This window comes from Streptomyces sp. NBC_01381 (genome assembly GCF_026340305.1).
GTDB lineage: Bacteria > Actinomycetota > Actinomycetes > Streptomycetales > Streptomycetaceae > Streptomyces.
In genome coordinates this window covers 3432081-3449904 of the sequence record NZ_JAPEPI010000001.1, presented here as the reverse complement: position 1 = coordinate 3449904, position 17824 = coordinate 3432081, and the positions used below count along the sequence as shown (strand labels likewise).

Annotated in this window: 15 protein-coding genes; 11 read left to right on the top strand and 4 right to left on the bottom strand. The window is 72.9% G+C overall.

Annotated elements, in window-relative coordinates:
• The first annotated feature begins 4 nt into the window (after positions 1-4).
• From OG453_RS16075 to cobI, 4 genes are read left to right on the top strand one after another with little or no spacing between them, the layout of a single operon-like run.
• Positions 5-2029: a putative cobaltochelatase gene (locus OG453_RS16075; protein WP_266868462.1), complete on the top strand. Its 2025-nt coding sequence runs from the start codon at positions 5-7 to the stop codon at positions 2027-2029.
• Positions 2029-2637, top strand: a complete 609-nt coding sequence (gene cobO / locus OG453_RS16070; RefSeq protein WP_266868460.1) for a cob(I)yrinic acid a,c-diamide adenosyltransferase — start codon at positions 2029-2031, stop codon at positions 2635-2637. The genes OG453_RS16075 and cobO overlap by 1 nt, the downstream gene beginning before the upstream one ends.
• Complete coding sequence (locus OG453_RS16065) at positions 2631-3983, top strand: cobyrinate a,c-diamide synthase (protein ID WP_266868458.1); 1353 nt, start codon at positions 2631-2633, stop codon at positions 3981-3983. Before cobO ends, OG453_RS16065 begins: the two co-directional genes overlap by 7 nt.
• Positions 3980-4711, top strand: a complete 732-nt coding sequence (gene cobI, locus OG453_RS16060) for a precorrin-2 C(20)-methyltransferase (RefSeq protein WP_266868456.1) — start codon at positions 3980-3982, stop codon at positions 4709-4711. The genes OG453_RS16065 and cobI overlap by 4 nt, the downstream gene beginning before the upstream one ends.
• A gap of 20 nt (positions 4712-4731) precedes the next feature.
• On the opposite strand, the gene OG453_RS16055 is transcribed toward cobI, so the two are convergent.
• On the bottom strand, positions 4732-5460 hold the full coding sequence (locus tag OG453_RS16055) for a ZIP family metal transporter (RefSeq protein ID WP_266868455.1): 729 nt from the start codon (positions 5458-5460) through the stop codon (positions 4732-4734).
• A gap of 132 nt (positions 5461-5592) precedes the next feature.
• Between OG453_RS16055 and cobM the strand changes: the two genes are divergently transcribed.
• From cobM to cobC, 6 genes are read left to right on the top strand one after another with little or no spacing between them, the layout of a single operon-like run.
• Positions 5593-6417: a precorrin-4 C(11)-methyltransferase gene (cobM, locus tag OG453_RS16050; protein WP_266868453.1), complete on the top strand. Its 825-nt coding sequence runs from the start codon at positions 5593-5595 to the stop codon at positions 6415-6417.
• Entirely contained in the window at positions 6414-7685 is a 1272-nt protein-coding gene (cbiE, locus tag OG453_RS16045; RefSeq protein ID WP_266868451.1) for a precorrin-6y C5,15-methyltransferase (decarboxylating) subunit CbiE, read from the top strand. The genes cobM and cbiE overlap by 4 nt, the downstream gene beginning before the upstream one ends.
• The gene (cobJ, locus tag OG453_RS16040) at positions 7682-9478 is read left to right on the top strand and encodes a precorrin-3B C(17)-methyltransferase (RefSeq protein ID WP_266868449.1); all 1797 of its coding nucleotides are present in this window, start codon (positions 7682-7684) and stop codon (positions 9476-9478) included. The genes cbiE and cobJ overlap by 4 nt, the downstream gene beginning before the upstream one ends.
• Positions 9475-10116 (top strand): precorrin-8X methylmutase, encoded by a 642-nt coding sequence (locus OG453_RS16035; RefSeq protein ID WP_266868447.1) that lies wholly within the window; start codon positions 9475-9477, stop codon positions 10114-10116. The genes cobJ and OG453_RS16035 overlap by 4 nt, the downstream gene beginning before the upstream one ends.
• Positions 10113-11057, top strand: coding sequence for a sirohydrochlorin chelatase (locus OG453_RS16030; RefSeq protein ID WP_266868445.1), 945 nt, complete (start codon positions 10113-10115; stop codon positions 11055-11057). Before OG453_RS16035 ends, OG453_RS16030 begins: the two co-directional genes overlap by 4 nt.
• On the top strand, positions 11041-12123 hold the full coding sequence (gene cobC / locus OG453_RS16025) for an Rv2231c family pyridoxal phosphate-dependent protein CobC (RefSeq protein WP_266868443.1): 1083 nt from the start codon (positions 11041-11043) through the stop codon (positions 12121-12123). Before OG453_RS16030 ends, cobC begins: the two co-directional genes overlap by 17 nt.
• 296 nt (positions 12124-12419) lie before the next feature.
• Here cobC and OG453_RS16020 read toward each other — a convergent pair whose 3' ends face one another.
• The 3 genes from OG453_RS16020 to OG453_RS16010 all read right to left on the bottom strand — a co-directional run bounded on the left by OG453_RS16020 (position 12420) and on the right by OG453_RS16010 (position 16577).
• Positions 12420-13208: a 2-phosphosulfolactate phosphatase gene (locus tag OG453_RS16020; RefSeq protein WP_266868441.1), complete on the bottom strand. Its 789-nt coding sequence runs from the start codon at positions 13206-13208 to the stop codon at positions 12420-12422.
• 142 nt (positions 13209-13350) lie between these two features.
• The gene (locus OG453_RS16015; RefSeq protein ID WP_266868439.1) at positions 13351-14748 is read right to left on the bottom strand and encodes a hypothetical protein; all 1398 of its coding nucleotides are present in this window, start codon (positions 14746-14748) and stop codon (positions 13351-13353) included.
• 734 nt (positions 14749-15482) lie between these two features.
• Positions 15483-16577: an amidohydrolase family protein gene (locus OG453_RS16010; protein ID WP_266868437.1), complete on the bottom strand. Its 1095-nt coding sequence runs from the start codon at positions 16575-16577 to the stop codon at positions 15483-15485.
• A 76-nt stretch (positions 16578-16653) separates the two neighbouring features.
• On the opposite strand from OG453_RS16010, the gene OG453_RS16005 reads away from it, so the two are divergent.
• Positions 16654-17769 (top strand): alanine--glyoxylate aminotransferase family protein, encoded by a 1116-nt coding sequence (locus tag OG453_RS16005; RefSeq protein WP_266868435.1) that lies wholly within the window; start codon positions 16654-16656, stop codon positions 17767-17769.
• Positions 17770-17824 lie beyond the last annotated feature (55 nt).

The following is a 17824-nucleotide window of genomic DNA, read 5'->3' as shown; positions in this document are numbered from 1 at the left end:
CCTTGTGAGCACCCCCTATCCGTTCACCGCGCTCGTCGGACAGGACGACCTGCGGCTCGCCCTGCTGCTCAACGCCGTCTCGCCCGCCGTCGGCGGCGTGCTCGTACGCGGCGAGAAGGGCACCGCCAAGTCCACCGCGGTGCGCGCCCTTTCGGCGCTGCTTCCGCAGGTGCCGGTGGTCGCCGGGTGCCGGTTCTCCTGCGATCCGGCCGCCGCCGATGCCGCCTGCCCCGACGGTCCGCACGACGTCGGCGGGGACTCGGTGCGGGACGCCCGGATGGTCGAGCTGCCCGTGGGGGCGTCCGAGGACCGTCTTGTCGGCGCGCTCGACATCGAGCGGGCGCTCGCCGAGGGGGTCAAGGCCTTCGAGCCGGGGCTGCTCGCCGACGCGCACCGCGGCATCCTCTACGTCGACGAAGTCAACCTGCTGCACGACCACTTGGTCGATCTGCTGCTCGACGCCGCCGCCATGGGCGCCTCCTATGTGGAGCGCGAGGGGGTGTCCGTGCGGCACGCCGCGCGCTTCCTGCTCGTCGGGACCATGAACCCCGAAGAGGGCGAGCTGCGGCCGCAGTTGCTCGACCGGTTCGGGCTCACCGTCGAGGTGGCCGCGTCGCGGGAGACCGACCAGCGTGTGGAGGTCGTGCGCCGGCGGCTCGCGTACGACGACGACGCGGAGGGCTTCGCCGCGCGGTGGGGCGACGAGGAGACCGCGCTGCGGACCCGGATCGTCGCGGCGCGCGCCCTGCTTCCCCAAGTGCGGCTCGGTGACGGGGCGTTGCGGCAGATCGCGGCGACCTGCGCGGCCTTCGAGGTCGACGGGATGCGGGCCGACATCGTGATGGCGCGTACGGCGACGGCACTTGCCGCCTGGGCCGGGCGCGAGGACGTACTCGCCGAGGACGTCCGGCAGGCGGCGCTGCTCGCCCTTCCGCACCGGCGGCGGCGCAACCCCTTCGACGCTCCGGGACTCGACGAGGACAAGCTGGACGACACCCTGGAGCAGTCCGGGGGCGATGAGGGCGACGACGATCCGGATCCCGACGGGCCCGGCGGGGGCGGCCGGCCCCCGGAGAGCGGTCCGGACTCGCCCGGCACTCCCGGGGACCAGAGCGAGGCGGGCCAGGAGGACGAGGCGTCCGCCGCGCAGGCTCCCGCCGCCGGTGGCGGTGAACAGCAGGCCGTGCGGGCCGCCGAACCGTTCCGTACGAAGATGCTGAGCGTGCCCGGACTGGGCGAAGGTGCCGCCGGGCGGCGCTCTCGGGCGCGTACCGAGCACGGCAGGACCACCGGGGCCCGGCGGCCCCAAGGGGCCCTCACCAAGCTGCACTTGGCGGCCACCGTGCAGGCCGCGGCCCCGCATCAGCGGGCGCGCGGCCGGTCGGGCCGGGGTCTCGTGGTGCGCAGGGACGACCTGCGGCAGGCGACACGGGAGGGGCGCGAGGGCAACCTCGTCCTCTTCGTCGTGGACGCCTCCGGGTCCATGGCCGCACGGCAGCGGATGAGCGCGGTCAAGGGGGCCGTCCTCTCGCTGCTGCTCGACGCCTACCAGCGGCGCGACAAGGTCGGGCTCGTCACCTTCCGGGGCACGAGCGCCGACGTGGCGCTGCCCCCGACCTCGTCCGTCGACGCGGCCGCCGCGCGCCTGGAGTCGCTGCCCACGGGTGGGCGTACGCCGGTCGCTGCCGGGCTGCTCAAGGCACACGAGGTGCTGCGGGTGGAGCGGCTGCGGGATCCGGCGCGGCGGGCCCTCGTGGTGGTCGTGACGGACGGGCGCGCCACGGGCGGGCCCGAGCCGGTGGCCCAGGCGGGGCGTGCCGCGCGGCTGTTCGGGGCGGCCGGGATAGCCTCCGTGGTCGTCGACTGCGAGTCGGGGCCCGTGCGGCTCGGGCTCGCCGGGCAGCTTGCCGGTGAGCTCGGCGGTACCGCGGTGACGCTGGACGAGCTGCGGGCCGAGTCCATCGCCGGGCTCGTCAAGGACGTACAGGGATCGGGATCTCGTATGACTCGCATGAGGAGCGTCGCGTAATGCCGCAGGGACAGCCGAGCGTCGTGCCGGACGACGGACTCACCACGCGTCAGCGGCGCAACCGCCCGCTCGTCGTCGTGCACACCGGCATCGGCAAGGGGAAGTCCACCGCCGCCTTCGGGCTCGCGCTGCGGGCCTGGAATCAGGGCTGGCCGATCGGGGTCTTCCAGTTCGTGAAGTCGGCGAAGTGGAAGGTGGGCGAGGAGAACGCCCTCAAGGTCCTCGGGGCCTCCGGCGAGGGCGGGGCCGTCGACTGGCACAAGATGGGCGAGGGCTGGTCGTGGATCCAGCGCGCGCCCGCCGACGGCGAGATGAGCAACGAGGACAAGGCCCGCGAGGGCTGGGAGCAGGTCAAGCGTGACCTCGCCGCCGAGACGTACCGCCTCTACGTCCTCGACGAGTTCGCCTATCCCATGCACTGGGGGTGGGTCGACACGGACGAGGTCGTGGAGACGCTGCGGAATCGGCCGGGGAATCAGCATGTCGTGATCACAGGGCGCAATGCTCCCGATGCGCTGGTCGACTTCGCCGATCTCGTGACGGACATGTCCAAGGTCAAGCATCCGATGGACGCCGGGCAGAAGGGCCAGAGGGGCATCGAGTGGTAGCTCGGCTCGTCGTCGCAGCGCCTTCCTCCGGAAGCGGGAAGACGACTGTCGCCACGGGGTTGATGGCCGCCTTCTCGGCGGCCGGGCTCGCCGTGTCCCCGCACAAGGTGGGGCCCGACTACATCGATCCCGGGTATCACGCGCTGGCCACGGGGCGGCCGGGGCGGAATCTCGACGCGTATCTCTGCGGGCCCGAGATGGTCGCGCCGCTGTTCGCGCATGGGGCGCGTGGGTGCGATCTCGCCGTGGTCGAGGGCGTCATGGGGCTCTATGACGGGGCCTCGGGGCAGGGTGAGCTCGCTTCTACGGCGCAGGTGGCGAAGTTGTTGCGGGCGCCGGTGGTTCTGGTGGTCGACGCTTCGTCGCAGTCGCGGTCCGTTGCCGCGCTTGTGCATGGGTTCGCCTCGTGGGATCCGGAGGTACGGATCGGGGGCGTCATCTTGAACAAGGTGGGGTCCGCGCGGCATGAGGCGTTGCTGCGGGAGGCCTTGGACGAGTCCGGGGTTCCTGTGCTGGGGGCGCTGGGTCGGGCGCAGCAGGTCCACGCGCCCTCGCGGCACCTGGGACTCGTGCCGGTCGCCGAGCGGCGGGCTGAGGCTGTGGACTCTGTTGCGGCGTTGGCCTCGCGGGTGCGGGAAGGGTGTGACCTGGAGGGGATTCTGGGGCTGGCCCGTAGCGCGCCTGCGTTGTCCGGTGACACGTGGGACCCGGAAGTTTCGCCGGACGCGCTGAAGAGCGAGAGCCGCAGGCCTGTCGTCGCCATCGCCGGTGGTGCCGCCTTCTCGTTCTCCTACGCCGAGCACGCCGAGCTGCTCACCGCCGCCGGCGCAGACGTCGTCACGTTTGATCCTCTCCATGACGAGCAACTGCCGGACGGCACCGCCGGGTTGGTCATCGGCGGTGGATTTCCCGAGGTGTACGCTCCCGAGCTTTCCGCCAATGAGCCGTTGCGGAAAGCCGTTGCCGAGCTTGCGCTCGGTGGGGCGCCCGTCGCCGCCGAGTGTGCCGGGCTGCTCTATCTGACGCGGGAGTTGGACGGGAAGCCCATGTGCGGCGTGCTCGACGCCCGTGCGCGGATGTCGGAGCGGCTGACCCTCGGGTACCGGGAGGCCGTCGCCGTGTCCGACAGCGCGCTCGCGGCCGTCGGGACCCGGATGCGCGGGCACGAGTTTCACCGCACCGTCGTCGAACCGGGCGCCGGGGCGGCTCCCGCCTGGGGTCTGCACGCCCCTGAACGGCGCGTCGAAGGCTTCGTACAACAGGGTGTGCACGCGAGTTATCTGCACACGCATTGGGCCGCCGAACCCGGTATCGCCCGTCGGTTCGTAGAGAGGTGCACGGCATGAGCAACACGCTGGTCGGAGTCGGTGTCGGGCCCGGTGACCCGGAGCTGGTGACCGTCAAGGGCGTCAACGCGCTGCGTGCCGCCGCTGTCGTCGTCGTACCGGTCATGGACACCGGTGAGCGCGGGCGGGCAGAAGCGACCGTGCTGCACTACGTCCCCGAGGACAAGGTCGTGCGTGTCGTGTTCGCGCTCAACGAGCGCACCGACCGGCAGCGCCGCGAGGCCGCCTGGGACGCCGCCGGCGAGCGGGTCGCCGAGCTGCTGCGGGAGCACGGCTCGGTGGCGTTCGCGACGATCGGCGACCCCAATGTGTACTCGACGTTCACCTATCTCGCGCAGACCATCGCGGAGCTCGTGCCGGGGGCCGGCATCGAGACCGTGCCCGGCATCACCGCCATGCAGGATCTCGCCGCCCGCAGCGGTGCCGTGCTCACCGAAGGCACCGAGCCGCTGACGCTGGTGCCGGTGACCGCGGGTGCCGCCGTGCTCAAGGACGCGCTCGCCGGGCCCGGCACGGTCGTCGCGTACAAGTTCGGGCGGCAGGCCCAGGAGGTGGCGGCCGCACTGCGCGAGACGGGGCGCACGGAGGACGCCGTGTGGGGGTCCGCGCTCGGCCTTCCCGAGGAGTCCATCCGCTCGGCCGCCGAGCTGGACGAGACGCCGCTGCCCTATCTGTCCACGCTGATCGCTCCCGCGCGGCGCGAGGGCGGCCGGGGCGGGAAACTGTGACCTCGGTCCGCACCGCGGCGTCAGTCCGCGATGCCCACCACCAGCCAGATGAACGCGGCTCCCGCGATCGTGCACAGCACCGTCGAGCGGGCCGGGTGCTCGTGGTGCGCCTCCGGCAGGATCTCCGCGGCGGCCAGATAGAGCAGCGCTCCGCCGAAGAAGCCGAGATATCCGCCGAGCAGTTGCTCCGGAATGGTGAAGAGGAGCGTCGACGCGGCGCCCACGACCGGGGCCACCGCGTCGGCGAAGAGCATCGCGAGTGCCTTGCGGCGGGCGTTCCCGTACAGGCTGGCGATCGTGTACGTGTTGAAGCCGTCCGCGAAGTCATGGGCGATGACCGCGAGCGCCACCGCGAGGCCCATGCCCTGGCCCACCTGGAAGGCGGCGCCGATCGCGACGCCGTCCATGAGGCTGTGGCCGACCATCGCGGCGGCCGCCGTCAGACCCACCTGGGGCGCCCTGCCGTTGACCTCCTCCGCCCCGTGCGCCGCCTGACGCACCGCGAGCAGCCGCTCCACCAGGTGCGCCACGAGGAAGCCCGCCACGAACAGGAGCAGCGCCGCCGGTACGCCGAAGACCGGGCCGCCCGCGGCCTCCAGGGCCTCCGGCAGCAGGTCGAGGCCGACCACGCCGAGCATCAGACCGCCGGCGAGCCCCAGGACGAGGTGACGCCGGTCGGTGACCCGCTGGGCCGTCCAGCCGCCCGCCAGGGTCATCAGAAAAGCGCCGAGCGCCACGAACACAGCCATGCGCCCTTGCTAGCCGATCGACCCCCTGCCCCGCACATCCATCCGCGGGGCGACACCCACGGATTTCTGTTCCACCACTGATTTCTGTTCCACCACTGACTGTTTCTGTTTCGTACGAGAGGAACTCCACCCATGGCCGACGCCGAAGCCACCACCGGCAAGGTGACCTTTGTCGGGGCAGGGCCCGGCGCCGCCGACCTGCTGACGTTCCGTGCCGCACGCGCCATCGCGGAGGCCGATGTCGTCATCTGGGCGGCGAGCCTGGTGCAGGCGGACGTCCTCGATCACGCGCGCGAGGGCGCCGAGATCCTCGACTCGGCGACGATGTCCCTCGAAGACGTCGTCGCCGTGTACGAGCGCGCCGCCGCCGAGGGCCTGAAGGTCGCCCGCATCCACTCCGGCGACCCGGCCCTGTGGGGCGGCACGCAGGAGCAGGTCGACCGGTGCGCCGGGATCGGCGTGGCGACGGAGATCGTGCCGGGCGTCTCGTCCTTCTCGGCGGTCGCGGCGATCGCGCAGCGCGAGCTGACGATCCCCGAGGTCGCGCAGTCCGTGATCCTCACCCGGCTCGGCGGCGGCAAGACGCCGATGCCGCCCGGCGAGGAGGTGCGGGAGTTCGCGCGGCACGGCACGACGATGGCGCTGTTCCTCTCCGCGGCACGCAGCGGCCAGCTGGTGCGTGAGCTCCTGGAGGGCGGCTACCCGACGACCACGCCCGTCGTCATCGCGTACCAGGCGACATGGCCCGAGGAGCTCGTCCTCAACTGCACCATCGAGACCCTTGAGGAAACGGTCAAGGAACACCGCCTGTGGAAGCACACGCTGTTCCTGGTCGGACCGGCCCTCGCCGCGCACGGCACCCGCTCGCACCTCTACCACCCGGGCCACTTCCACGGCTTCCGCAAGGCCGACCCCGAGGCGCGGGCCGCGTTGCGCGCGGAGAGGGCGAAATCGTGATCACCGTCTTCGGTACGGGGACGGGGGCGCCGCTCGACACCGCCGCCCTGGACGCGGTGCGCGCCGCGGGGCTCGTCGTGGGCGCCCGGCGGCACATCGAGTCCGCCGGGCTGCCGCCGGGGACGGCCCGGGTGGTGATGGGGCCGCTCGCCCCCGCGCTCGACGCCATCGAGGAACAGCTGGCGAAGGCCGACGGGGCGGCGGAGGGCGGCGGCGTCGTGGTGCTCGCCTCCGGGGACCCCGGGTTCTTCGGGATCGTGCGGGCACTCGCCGAGCGGTTCGGGTCCGACCGGCTCGACGTCCGGCCCGGTGTCTCGTCCGTCGCCACCGCCTTCGCGCGGGTCGGGCTTCCGTGGGACGACGCCGTGGTGGTCAGCGCGCACGGACGCGATCCGCGCACCGCCGCGAACGCCTGCCGCGCGCACCCCAAGGTGGCCATCCTGACCGGCCCCGGCAGCGGCCCCGCCGAACTCGGCGCCGAGCTGGTCCGGCGCGCCGACGCCCGCACGCTCGTCGTCGCGAGCGCCCTCGGCGACCCGGAGCACGAGCGCGTGGAACGGGTCACGCCGGCCGAGGCCGCGGCCCGCGACTGGGGGCCAGCGGTGAGTGTCGTGCTCTGCCTGGACGAGGAACGGGCCCTCGCGCCGCTGCGCACTGTCGCGGGGCCCCGGCCCGGACCCGCCCAATGGGCCCTGGATGAGGGCGAGTTCACCCACCGCGACTCGATGATCACCAAGTTCGAGGTGCGGGCGCTCGCCCTCGCCCGGCTCGGACCGCGCCTGGGCGACCTGGTGTGGGACATCGGCGCGGGCTCCGGCTCGGTCGCCGTGGAGTGCGCGCGGTTCGGCGCGGCGGTCGTGGCCGTGGAGAAGACCGCCGACGGCGTCGAGCGCATCCGCGCCAACGCCGCGGCGCACGGCGTCGACGTACACGCCGTGCATGGGGCCGCGCCCACCGTCCTGTCCGATCTCGCCGACCCGGACGCGGTGTTCATCGGCGGCGGCGGGCGTGAGCTGCCCGCGATAGTGACGGCGTGCGCGCGGCGGGCCCGGCGGTCCGTCGTCGTCGCCATGGCGGCGCTCGACCGGGTGCCCGCGGTGCGGGCGGCGCTGAGCGGTGCCGGGTTCGACTGCGACGGCGTACTGCTGCAGTCGTCGCGGCTCGCGCCGCTGCCGGGTGAGGTGTCGCGGCTCGCGGCGACCAATCCGGTCTTTCTGGTGTGGGGCACCCGCCCCTCATCTCCCTTGTCTGAAGGAGTAGTTCAGTGATCGGCCTGATCTCCGCCACGGCGGCGGGCGGCGCGGCACGCGACCGTCTCGCCGCGGCGTGGCCCTCGCGGACGCGGGTGTACGAGGGGCCCGTGCGGGGCGCCGTGGAGCGGGCCTTCGCGGAGTGCGAGCAGGTGGTGTGCTTTCTCGCCGCGGGCGCCGTGGTGCGGCTCTGCGCGCCGCTGCTCCAGGGGAAGGATGTCGACCCTGGGGTGGTGTGCGTCGATGAGGGCGGGCGGTTTGCCGTTGCCCTGCTGGGCGGGCATGAGGGGGGTGCGAATGCCCTTGCCCACGAGGTGGGGGATGTTCTGCGGGCCTTGCCTGTCGTGACGACCGCCACCGACTCCGTCGATGTGCCGGGTCTTGACATGCTGGGGCTGCCGGTTGAGGGGGATGTTGCGGGTGTGACCCGTGCGGTGCTGGACGGGGAAGCCGTTGCTCTCTGTGACGAGTTGGGCTACCCACTGCCTGCGTTGCCGCCTAACGTGACGTCGCTTGATCGGGGCCCCGAAGTTGAGCCTGTGCCCACCCGTTCCGCCGTGCGGAACGCCTGCCCACAGCCGGGGCAGACGACCGTGGCGACCATCCGGGTCAGCGATCGCCGCGCTGAACTCGGGGACAGGGAAGTCGTGTTGCGGCCGCCCACCCTCGTCGTAGGCGTCGGCGCCAGCAAGGGTGCGCCCGTCGAAGAAGTGCTCGGGCTCGTTCAGGACACCCTGCGGGACGCGGGGCTCTCCGCCGCTTCCGTCGCCTCGCTGGCGACCGTCGACGCGAAGGCCGACGAACCCGGCATCGTCGAGGCCGCCGCGCGGCTCGGGGTGCCGGTCGTGACGTACGCGGCCGACGAGTTGGCCGGGGTCGACGTGCCGAACCCGTCCGACGCGCCGCTCGCCGCCGTCGGTACGCCCTCCGTCGCGGAGGCCGCCGCACTGCGCGGCGGCGGTGAACTCCTCGTGCCCAAGCGGAAGTCGGCGCCCGAGGGCCGTGCGCCGATGGCCACCTGTGCCGTCGTGCGGCGGAAGCCGCGCGGACGGCTCGCGGTCGTCGGGCTCGGTCCCGGCGCACGGGACCTGCTGACGCCGCGCGCCCGCGAAGAGCTGCGCAGGGCCTCGGTCCTGGTCGGTCTCGACCAGTACGTCGACCAGATCCGGGACCTCCTTCGCCCCGGCACGGTCATCATCGAGTCGGGGCTCGGCGCCGAGGAGGAGCGGGCGCGTACCGCTGTCGCGGAGGCGCAGAAGGGGCAGGCGGTCGCGCTGATCGGTTCGGGCGACGCGGGCGTGTACGCCATGGCCTCGCCCGCCCTTGCCGAGGCGAGCGACGACATCGACGTCATCGGCGTACCCGGTGTGACGGCCGCGCTCGCGGCGGCGGCGATACTGGGCGCGCCGCTCGGCCACGACCACGTGTCCATCAGCCTCTCCGACCTGCACACTCCGTGGGAGGTCATCGAGCGCCGGGTGCGCGCGGCGGCCGAGGCGGACATCATCGTCACCTTCTACAACCCGCGCAGCCGGGGCCGCGACTGGCAGCTGCCGAAGGCCCTGTCGATCCTCGCCGAGCACCGGGAGCCGACGACGCCGGTCGGTGTCGTACGCAATGCCTCGCGCCCGGACGAGTCCGCGCGCCTGAGCACGATCGGCGAACTCGACCCGGGAGTCGTCGACATGATGACGGTCGTGACGGTCGGCAACACCGCGACCCGTGAGATCGCGGGCCGCATGGTGACTCCGCGCGGTTACCGCTGGCAGCACGCGGACCAGTCGGCCGACCCTTCGGAGGTGTCCAAGTGACCCGTGTCGTCCACCCCATCGAGCAGGAGTCGTTCCGGCGGCTCCGGGCCCGCCTGGACACCTCGCACTTCGCGCCGCTGACCCGGGCGGTCGTGGAGCGCGTCATCCACTCCGCCGCCGACCTGGAGTACGCGACGGACCTCGTCACCGACGAGGACGCCCTCGTGGCGGCCCACGCGGCGCTGCACGCGGGTGCGCCCGTGGTCACCGACGTGGAGATGGTCGCGGCGGGCATCACGAAGCGGCAGACGGTGTGTCGTTTGAAGGACGCCAAGTCGGGCCCCGGCCTTACCCGTTCGGCCCACGCGATCCGTCTCGCGTACGAGGAAGTGGGCCCCGGGGCGCTCTGGGTGATCGGCTGCGCGCCGACCGCCCTGGAGGAACTGCTCGTGCTCGACGCGGCGCCCGCCCTGGTGATCGGCCTGCCCGTCGGCTTCGTCGGTGCCGCCGAGTCCAAGGCGGCGCTGCGCGAGAGCGGCCTTCCCGCCGTCAGCAATGTCTCGGAGAAGGGCGGTTCGGCGGTCGCGGCGGCCGCGCTGAACGCGCTCCTGTACCACCCCGCGCCGTCGCCGAAGTCGACACCGCACTCGCAGTCGAAGTCTTACGAAGCACCCGCAACAACCGAGGAGTCCCCGTGACCACCCCGCCCGCACTGCTCATCGCCGGCCACGGCACCCGCGACGAGGCCGGGGCCGCAGCGTTCCGGGACTTCGTGCAGGAACTCGCCCGCCGCAACCCCGAACTCCCGGTCGCCGGCGGCTTCATCGAGCTGTCGCCGCCGCCGCTGGGCGACGCGGTCACCGACCTGGTGGAGCGGGGCGTCAAACGCTTCGCCGCCGTCCCGCTGATGCTGGTGTCGGCCGGGCACGCCAAGGGGGACATCCCTGCGGCGCTCACCCGTGAGAAGGAGCGCCACCCCGGCATCTCCTACACCTACGGCCGCCCGCTCGGCCCGCACCCCTCGCTCCTGAAGGTCCTGGAGCGCCGCCTGGACGAGGCGCTCGGCGGCGCGGCGCGCACGCCCGAGGACCGCGCGGACGTGACGGTGCTGCTCGTCGGCCGCGGTTCGACCGACCCGGACGCCAACGCCGAGGTGCACAAGGCGGCGCGGCTGCTGTGGGAGGGGCGCGGTTACGCGGGCGTGGAGACGGCGTTCGTCTCGCTCGCGGCGCCGGACGTGCCGTCGGGCCTCGACCGCTGCGTACGGCTTGGCGCGAAGCGGATCGTGGTCCTGCCCTACTTCCTCTTCACCGGCATCCTGCCGGACCGGGTCCGCCAGCAGACGGACGGCTGGGCGGCGGCGCACCCCGAGGTCGAGGTGCTCTCGGCGGATGTGATCGGCCCCGAGGAGGAGCTGCTCGACCTCGTCATGGAGCGCTACCGGGAGGCGGTCAAGGGCGACCTCCGGATGAACTGCGACTCCTGCGTCTACCGCATCGCGCTGCCCGGCTTCGAGGACAAGGTGGGCCTGCCGCAGCAGCCGCACTTCCACCCGGACGACGACGGGGACCATGGGCACGGGCACGGACATGGGCACGGACACGGTCACCACCACGGGTCCCATGCGCACTCCCACTGAGCCTGAGACCGACACCGGGTACGACGGCGAACTGGACCTGCGGCATCACGGGGATGCCGAGGTCCGGGGCGCCGCCGGCCTCACCGACCTCGCGGTCAACGTCCGCGCGAACACCCCGCCCGACTGGCTGAAGCGGCACATCGCCGCCTCGCTCGACGGCCTGGCCGCGTATCCGGACGGGCGGTCGGCGCGGGCCGCGGTGGCGGCGCGGCACGGTGTGTCACCGGACCGGGTGCTGCTCACATCGGGCGCGGCGGAGGCGTTCGTACTCCTCGCGCGGGCCCTGAAGGTCCGTCAGCCGGTGGTCGTGCACCCGCAGTTCACCGAGCCCGAGGCGGCTCTACGGGATGCGGGGCATGTGGTGGGCCGGGGGCTGCTGCGGGAGTCCGAAGGGTTCAGGCTTGACCCGGCGGTGGTGCCGGAGTCGGCCGACCTGGTGGTGATCGGCAACCCGACCAACCCGACGTCGGTACTGCACCCGGCCGCGTCCATCACCGAACTCGCCCGTCCCGGGCGGGTGTTGGTGGTGGACGAGGCCTTCATGGACGCGGTGCCGGGTGAACGGGAAGCGCTGGCCGGCCGTACGGACGTACCCGGACTCGTCGTCCTGCGCAGCCTCACCAAGACGTGGGGCCTGGCCGGACTACGGATCGGTTACGTCCTCTCCGACCCGGAGACGATCGCGACACTGGCGGGGGCGCAGCCGCTGTGGCCGGTGTCCTCGCCGGCGCTGGCGGCGGCGGAGGCGTGCGTGGCGTCCGCCGCCTTGGCCGAGGCGGCGGACGCGGCTTCCCTGATCGCCGCCGACCGGGCCCATCTCCTCGCGGGGCTCGCGGAGTTCGCCTCCGGCGGGGTGCGGGCCGTTCCGGCGGCGGAGGGACCGTTCGTCCTGATCCGGGTGCCGGGGGCCGCCGCGGTGCGCTCCACGCTGCGGGAGCGTGGCTTCGCCGTGCGACGCGGCGACACGTTCCCTGGCCTGGGCGCGGAGTGGCTACGGGTCGCGGTCCGTGACCGGGGGACGACGGATCGGTTCTTGGCGGCGTTGGGGTCGGTGCTGGGGGGCTGACCCCTTCCCGAGGCCGGGCAAGACCGCCGCTTCGCGGCGGATCTTTCCCGCCCTCCCCCAAGCTCTTAATGAGCAGGGGGGACCCCCTTCCCGATTGCCCCGAAGTTGCCCGCCCACCCGTCAACAGGGCTTCCAGCCCGGCCACAGACCTTCCAGCCCGTCGAGGGGGTCCCCCCTGCTCTTTAGGAGCTTGGGGGAGTTTGAGGACGAACTCGCCGGAGGCGGTGATCCACGGCCACCTCGCGGCCGGCGCAGCCGGAAGATTTCGGGAAGGGGCGCCCGCGGGCGGAGCGCGTTCATGGACACAGCGGGGAAGAGAAAGCGCCGTCCACCAGCACCGGCACCACCCTCGACGCATCCCGCTCCACCGCCACCGCCACATCCCCGGCGAAGCCGCCCGCCGCCAGCTCTCGCCCCGACGCACACTCCGCCACCGCCACCGCGACGTCCCCGCACGACGCGTACCCGCCCGCCGCCACCTCCGCCTCCGGCGAAAGACGCCCCCCGCCCAGAGCGGAGATCACCGCCCCCGCCCCCAGCGCGTCCTCCAGCGCGGGCCGCAGGCTCCCGTCCTCCCACCGCTCGCCGGAGGCGACCACCGCGACCGGCCGGTCAGTGGTGCCGAAGCCCTCCCGGGCCAGCCAACCGCCCACCGCCGCCGCGTTCCTGAGGCATCCGGCGACCACCACCCCGCCCGCCTCCGACGCCGCCGCCGCGATCGCGGACCCATTGGGCGAGGGCAGCACCAGGCGGGACGCGAAGGGTGCCCGGCGCAGCGCGGCGGGGGAGAGCGACCACGGCGTATCGGGCGTCACCGCGCGCCGTCCCACCGCCAGCACGGCGCCCCGGTCCGCCGCGTACGCCACCGCGCTCTCGTCCCGCCACGCGTACGGGAAGACCCGTGTCCCGGCGTCCACCGCGACCGACACCGCGGTCGTGAACGACAGCACGTCCACTACGACCAGGCACGCCACATCCCCGCCCGCCATCAGTCGCCGCGCCCCTTCGGGTCCCCACTCGAACCGCACCCCGTACCCGGCCTGGGCCCACCAGTCGGCGGCGAACAGGGCGACGTTGCGGGGCATACGACTCCTCCGGCTGCGAGTTGACCGCACGCGTGACGCGACGGCTGCTGGCCAGTTGGGCCTAATCGATCCCTGGGCGGATGTCAACGCGCACGGGCGCCGCCCATCCATCACTGGCCACGGTGGCGGAGTCCGCGCCCGGTTATCGTCCGGAGTGCCCGCTCGCGAGCCGCCACTCGCGGTTGAGGGTGCCCAGCGGGATGCGGTGCTCGATGATCGGCGTACCGAACAGGGCGAGCCGGAAGTGGAGTTGGCCGCTCAAGTCGAAGCCGCCGTACAGCGCCCAGGCGCCGGTCACCGAGGTCTTGCCGTCGCTGGACGCGGTCGCCTTGGCGTCGGCCTCGCCGCGTAGATACGGGGCGAAGTCGGCGGTGACACCCACGGCCCCGTACAGGCCGACGGAGGCCTCCGCGCCGAGAGCGCCCTTGACGCGCCCGGCGGCGGTGACGCTCGCGTTCACCGGGGTGCTGTGCACGGCCGACGTGCCGACCGGGGCCCAGCCCTTGCCCGAGGCGTAACTGCCGCCGACCCGGAAGTCGCCCTTGACGTCCTGCTGGACGTCGAGCGTGACGTGGCCGTCGGCCTCCACCTGGATGTAGCAGGTCAGGTCGAGGTTGACGACGACGGGCACCGGGCCGACCTGGATGACGGGGGTGCTGTGCAGTTTGGCGAACGGGATCCGCTTGGGCTCCCCGGTGCTCGCGGCGGCGCGGCCCTTGAGCGCCCACCGCGAGGACCAGTCACCGCTCATGCCGAGGAAGGCGGAGCTCGGAGCGAAGCCGCCGTCCTTGTTGCCCTCGTAGGAGAACTCGACCTCGGGGGCGAGCTGGACGAAGCCGGAGACGGAGGCACCGGCCGAGGCTGGGGCGTCCTTGGCGGTATCCACCGAGGCGTTCACGTCGAGCCGCAGATTACCGAGGGGGAGCTTTGCGCCCTTGGGCCCGAAACGCACGCCCTGGCTCTTTGCCCAGGAGAAGCTGACGCCCTTGGTCAGAGGCTCGACCGTGACCGACGACGGGTCGACCGGGACCTTGCCATCGGCCTTGTCGTCCTGGAGGACGGAGGCCAGCGTCGTGGAGGCAGTCTTCACCTCGGTGCCGCGGTCGGTCTCCCCCACGACCTCGGTGACCTTGGCGAGCAGGCCGTTGGGAGCGCCGTGCGCCGGCGCGCTGGCGATGATGTCGCCGACGGCGACGGGCTTGTCAGGCGCGGCGGAGTGGCCCGGCGTGGCGGTGTGCCGCTGCGGGGCCGTGGATATGACTGCCTGTCGGCTCGTCTTGTCGTACGAGGCCACCTTCAGCGAGGACTTCTCGGGACGGCCCTTGCCGGTATGGGCGCGGGCCACGGCGGTCGGCGCGGGCGACGCCTGCGGCGCGGCGTCCACGTCGAGCCGCCGGGTGCCGTCGGCTGTCGGCGTGGTGGCGGTGCTGCTGCTTTCGGGCTCGGCCGCGTTCGTGTCCGGCGTCGAGGAGCAGCCGGTGGCGGCGAGCGCGAGGGCGGTCAGGCCGGGGAGCAGGAGGCGTCTGGAGAGCGTGCGCACGTAGGTGTGACCTTTGGATTGGGGGGGTGGGGGGCGTTACCCACAGGTAACGCGAAAGTGGATCATGCCATGTGCGCACGGCGACGGTCACCTTGAGCGTGCCCCAACTCACCCGCGGTGCACACTGGTTGAAGCTTCACTGACGAGGGGTGGGGCGGCGCCAGATAGTTCCGCGCATCGACGGCCTGGGCTACTGGGTCCTTCCCGAGGCGTGCGGGCGGGGCTCCTGGGGCGAGCCCAGGACCATCCACCCGGACCTCCATCTGCACGCGCGGCCGGCCACGGACACGAGGGCGGCCGAGAAGTCCCGTTCAGGGCACAGCTCTTGGTGGCCGCCCGCCCGGCTTCGGCGCCACGAGCGGCGCCGGCACCGCGCACTCCCTGTCGGACAGATCCGTCGGATACGCGCGCCGCTCCCCGGCCATCCCGGCCTCCATCAGCGCAGGCATACCAACTCACCTGCCCTGAACGGGGCTTCTCAGACGCCCTCTGGCGCCCATGCCGTTGCGTCAGCCGCGATCTTGGCGTGCCGTTCCGATGGCGAGCGGGATCCGTCGACCGATGGCCGTGTCGGCCGGTGCGGAAACCGTCCCGAGTATCAGCTGGCCGCGCCGCGCAGGCGGTCGAGACCAAGATCGGCCGTAACGCAACGGCGTTGCCCTTAGAGGGCGATACCCGACAGCTTGGACAACCTCAATAGCTCCGGATTGCCCTCATCCATGGGGCAGAGGATGTCAACCCACCACCCTCCCGTTCAGCACAACCCTCCGCGGCGCCCCCAACACCCGCACGTCCTCCCGAGGGTCCGCCTCGTAGACCACGAGGTCCGCGGGGGCGCCCTCCACGAGCCCGGGGCGCCCCAGCCAGGCCCTCGCCCCCCACGTCGTCGCCGACAGCGCGTCCACCGCCGGGATGCCGGCCAGCGTCAGCTCCGCCACCTCCGCCGCCACCAGGCCGTGTGCGAGGGAGCCTCCGGCGTCCGTGCCCGCGTAGACGGGGACGCCTGCGTCGTACGCCGCCCGCACCGTGTCGTAGCGGCGCTCGTACAGGCGGCGCATGTGCTGCGACCAGCGGGGGAACTTGGACTCGCCGCCGTCCGCGAGCTGCGGGAACGTCGCGATGTTCACCAGCGTGGGGACGATCGCCACGCCCTTCTCCGCGAACAGCGGGATCGTGTCCTCGGTCAGGCCCGTCGCGTGCTCGATGCAGTCGATGCCCGCCTCCACCAGGTCCCGCAGGGAATCCTCGGCGAAGCAGTGGGCCGTCACCCGCGCCCCCAGGCGGTGGGCCTCGGCGATCGCCGCCTCCACCTCGGGGCGGGGCCAGCAGGCGGTGAGATCGCCCGCCTCGCGGTCGATCCAGTCGCCGACCAGTTTGACCCAGCCGTCGCCGCGGCGGGCCTCCTGGGCGACGTACGCGACGAGGTCGGACGGCTCGATCTCGTGGGCGTAGTTGCGGATGTAGCGGCGCGTGCGCGCGATGTGCCGGCCCGCGCGGATGATCTTCGGGAGGTCCTCGCGGTCGTCGATCCAGCGGGTGTCGGACGGGGAGCCCGCGTCGCGGATGAGGAGGGCGCCGATCTCGCGGTCCGTCAGCGCCTGCTTCTCCGCCACCTCCGGTTCCACCGGGCCGTGCGCGTCCAGGCCCACGTGGCAGTGCGCGTCGACCAGGCCGGGGAGCACCCAGCCCTCGATCGTGGTGATGTCCGCCGCCGCGTGCGCCGGGCGGTCGTACGTGACCCTGCCCCCGACGACCCACAGCTCGTCCCGGACCTCGTCCGGGCCGACGAGCACCCGCCCCTTCACGTGCAGCACCGTGTGATCGCTCATGTACAGCAGCTTAGGAGCCTGTCGGTACGCTCGGTCCGGCAGCCCGAACGAACTCGTGAGCGAAGTGAGCAGCGAAGTGAGCAGCACCGTGACGACGCATCCATTCCTTGACCTGGCCCCCTTGAGCGCCCGGCACTTCGCCTCCATCGAGGAGCGCGTCGCCGGTCTCCTCGCCACCTCGCAGGACGTCGTGATCATGCAGGGCGAGGCGCTGCTGCCCCTGGAGGGCTGCATCCGGGGTGCGGCTCAGCCGGGTACGACCGCGCTGAACATCATCACCGGGCCGTACGGCCAGACGTTCGGGAACTGGCTGCGGGACTGCGGGGCGACGGTCGTCGACCTCGCCGTCCCCTTCCACACCGCCGTGACCGCGGAGCAGGTGCGGGCCGCCCTCGCCGAGCATCCAGAGATCGATTTCGTCTCGCTCGTGCACGCGGAGGCCGCGACGGGCAACACCAATCCCGTCGCCGCGATCGGTGAGGTCGTGCGGGAGCACGGTGCCCTGTTCATGCTGGACGCCGTCGCCTCCGTGGCCGCCGAGCCGCTGCTTCCGGACGCGTGGGGCGTGGACCTGTGCGTGATCGGCGCGCAGAAGGCGATGGGCGGCCCCGCGGGCGTCTCGGCGGTCTCCGTGAGCGAGCGCGCCTGGACACGGCTCGCGGCCAATCCGCGGGCGCCGCGCCGCTCGTATCTCTCCCTCCTGGACTGGAAGGAGCGCTGGATCGACGGCGGCAGGAAGGCGCTGCTTCACGCACCCGCCCAGTTGGAGATGCTCGCCCTCGAAGCCTGCGTGGAGCGGATCGAGGCGGAGGGGCTCGACGCCCTGATGGCGCGGCACGCCACCGCTGCCGCCGCCACGCGCGCGGGTGCGCTGGCGCTGGGTGGGGGCCTGGAGCCTTATGTGTACGAGGCCCAGGACGCGGCCCCGGTCGCCACCACCCTGCGTGCGCCCTCCGGCATCGACGCCTCGGAGCTGGTCGCGAAGGCCCTGGCAGCGGACCCGGTGCTTCCGCTGGTGGCGGGCGGAGGCGCACTGGCCAAGGAGATGATCCGGGTCAATCACTACGGGCCGGACGCGACCCGTGGCGTCGTGCATGCCTCGCTCGCGGCGCTGGGTGAGGCGATGGGTGAGGCCGGCCTGACGGTCGACCTGGAAGCGGCCCGCCGCGCGGTGACGGCCGCCTGGCAGTAGGCAGGAGCCGGGCAGCGGGGGGCTCCCTCGCTCTCAGCGAACAGCGGCCGTCCGG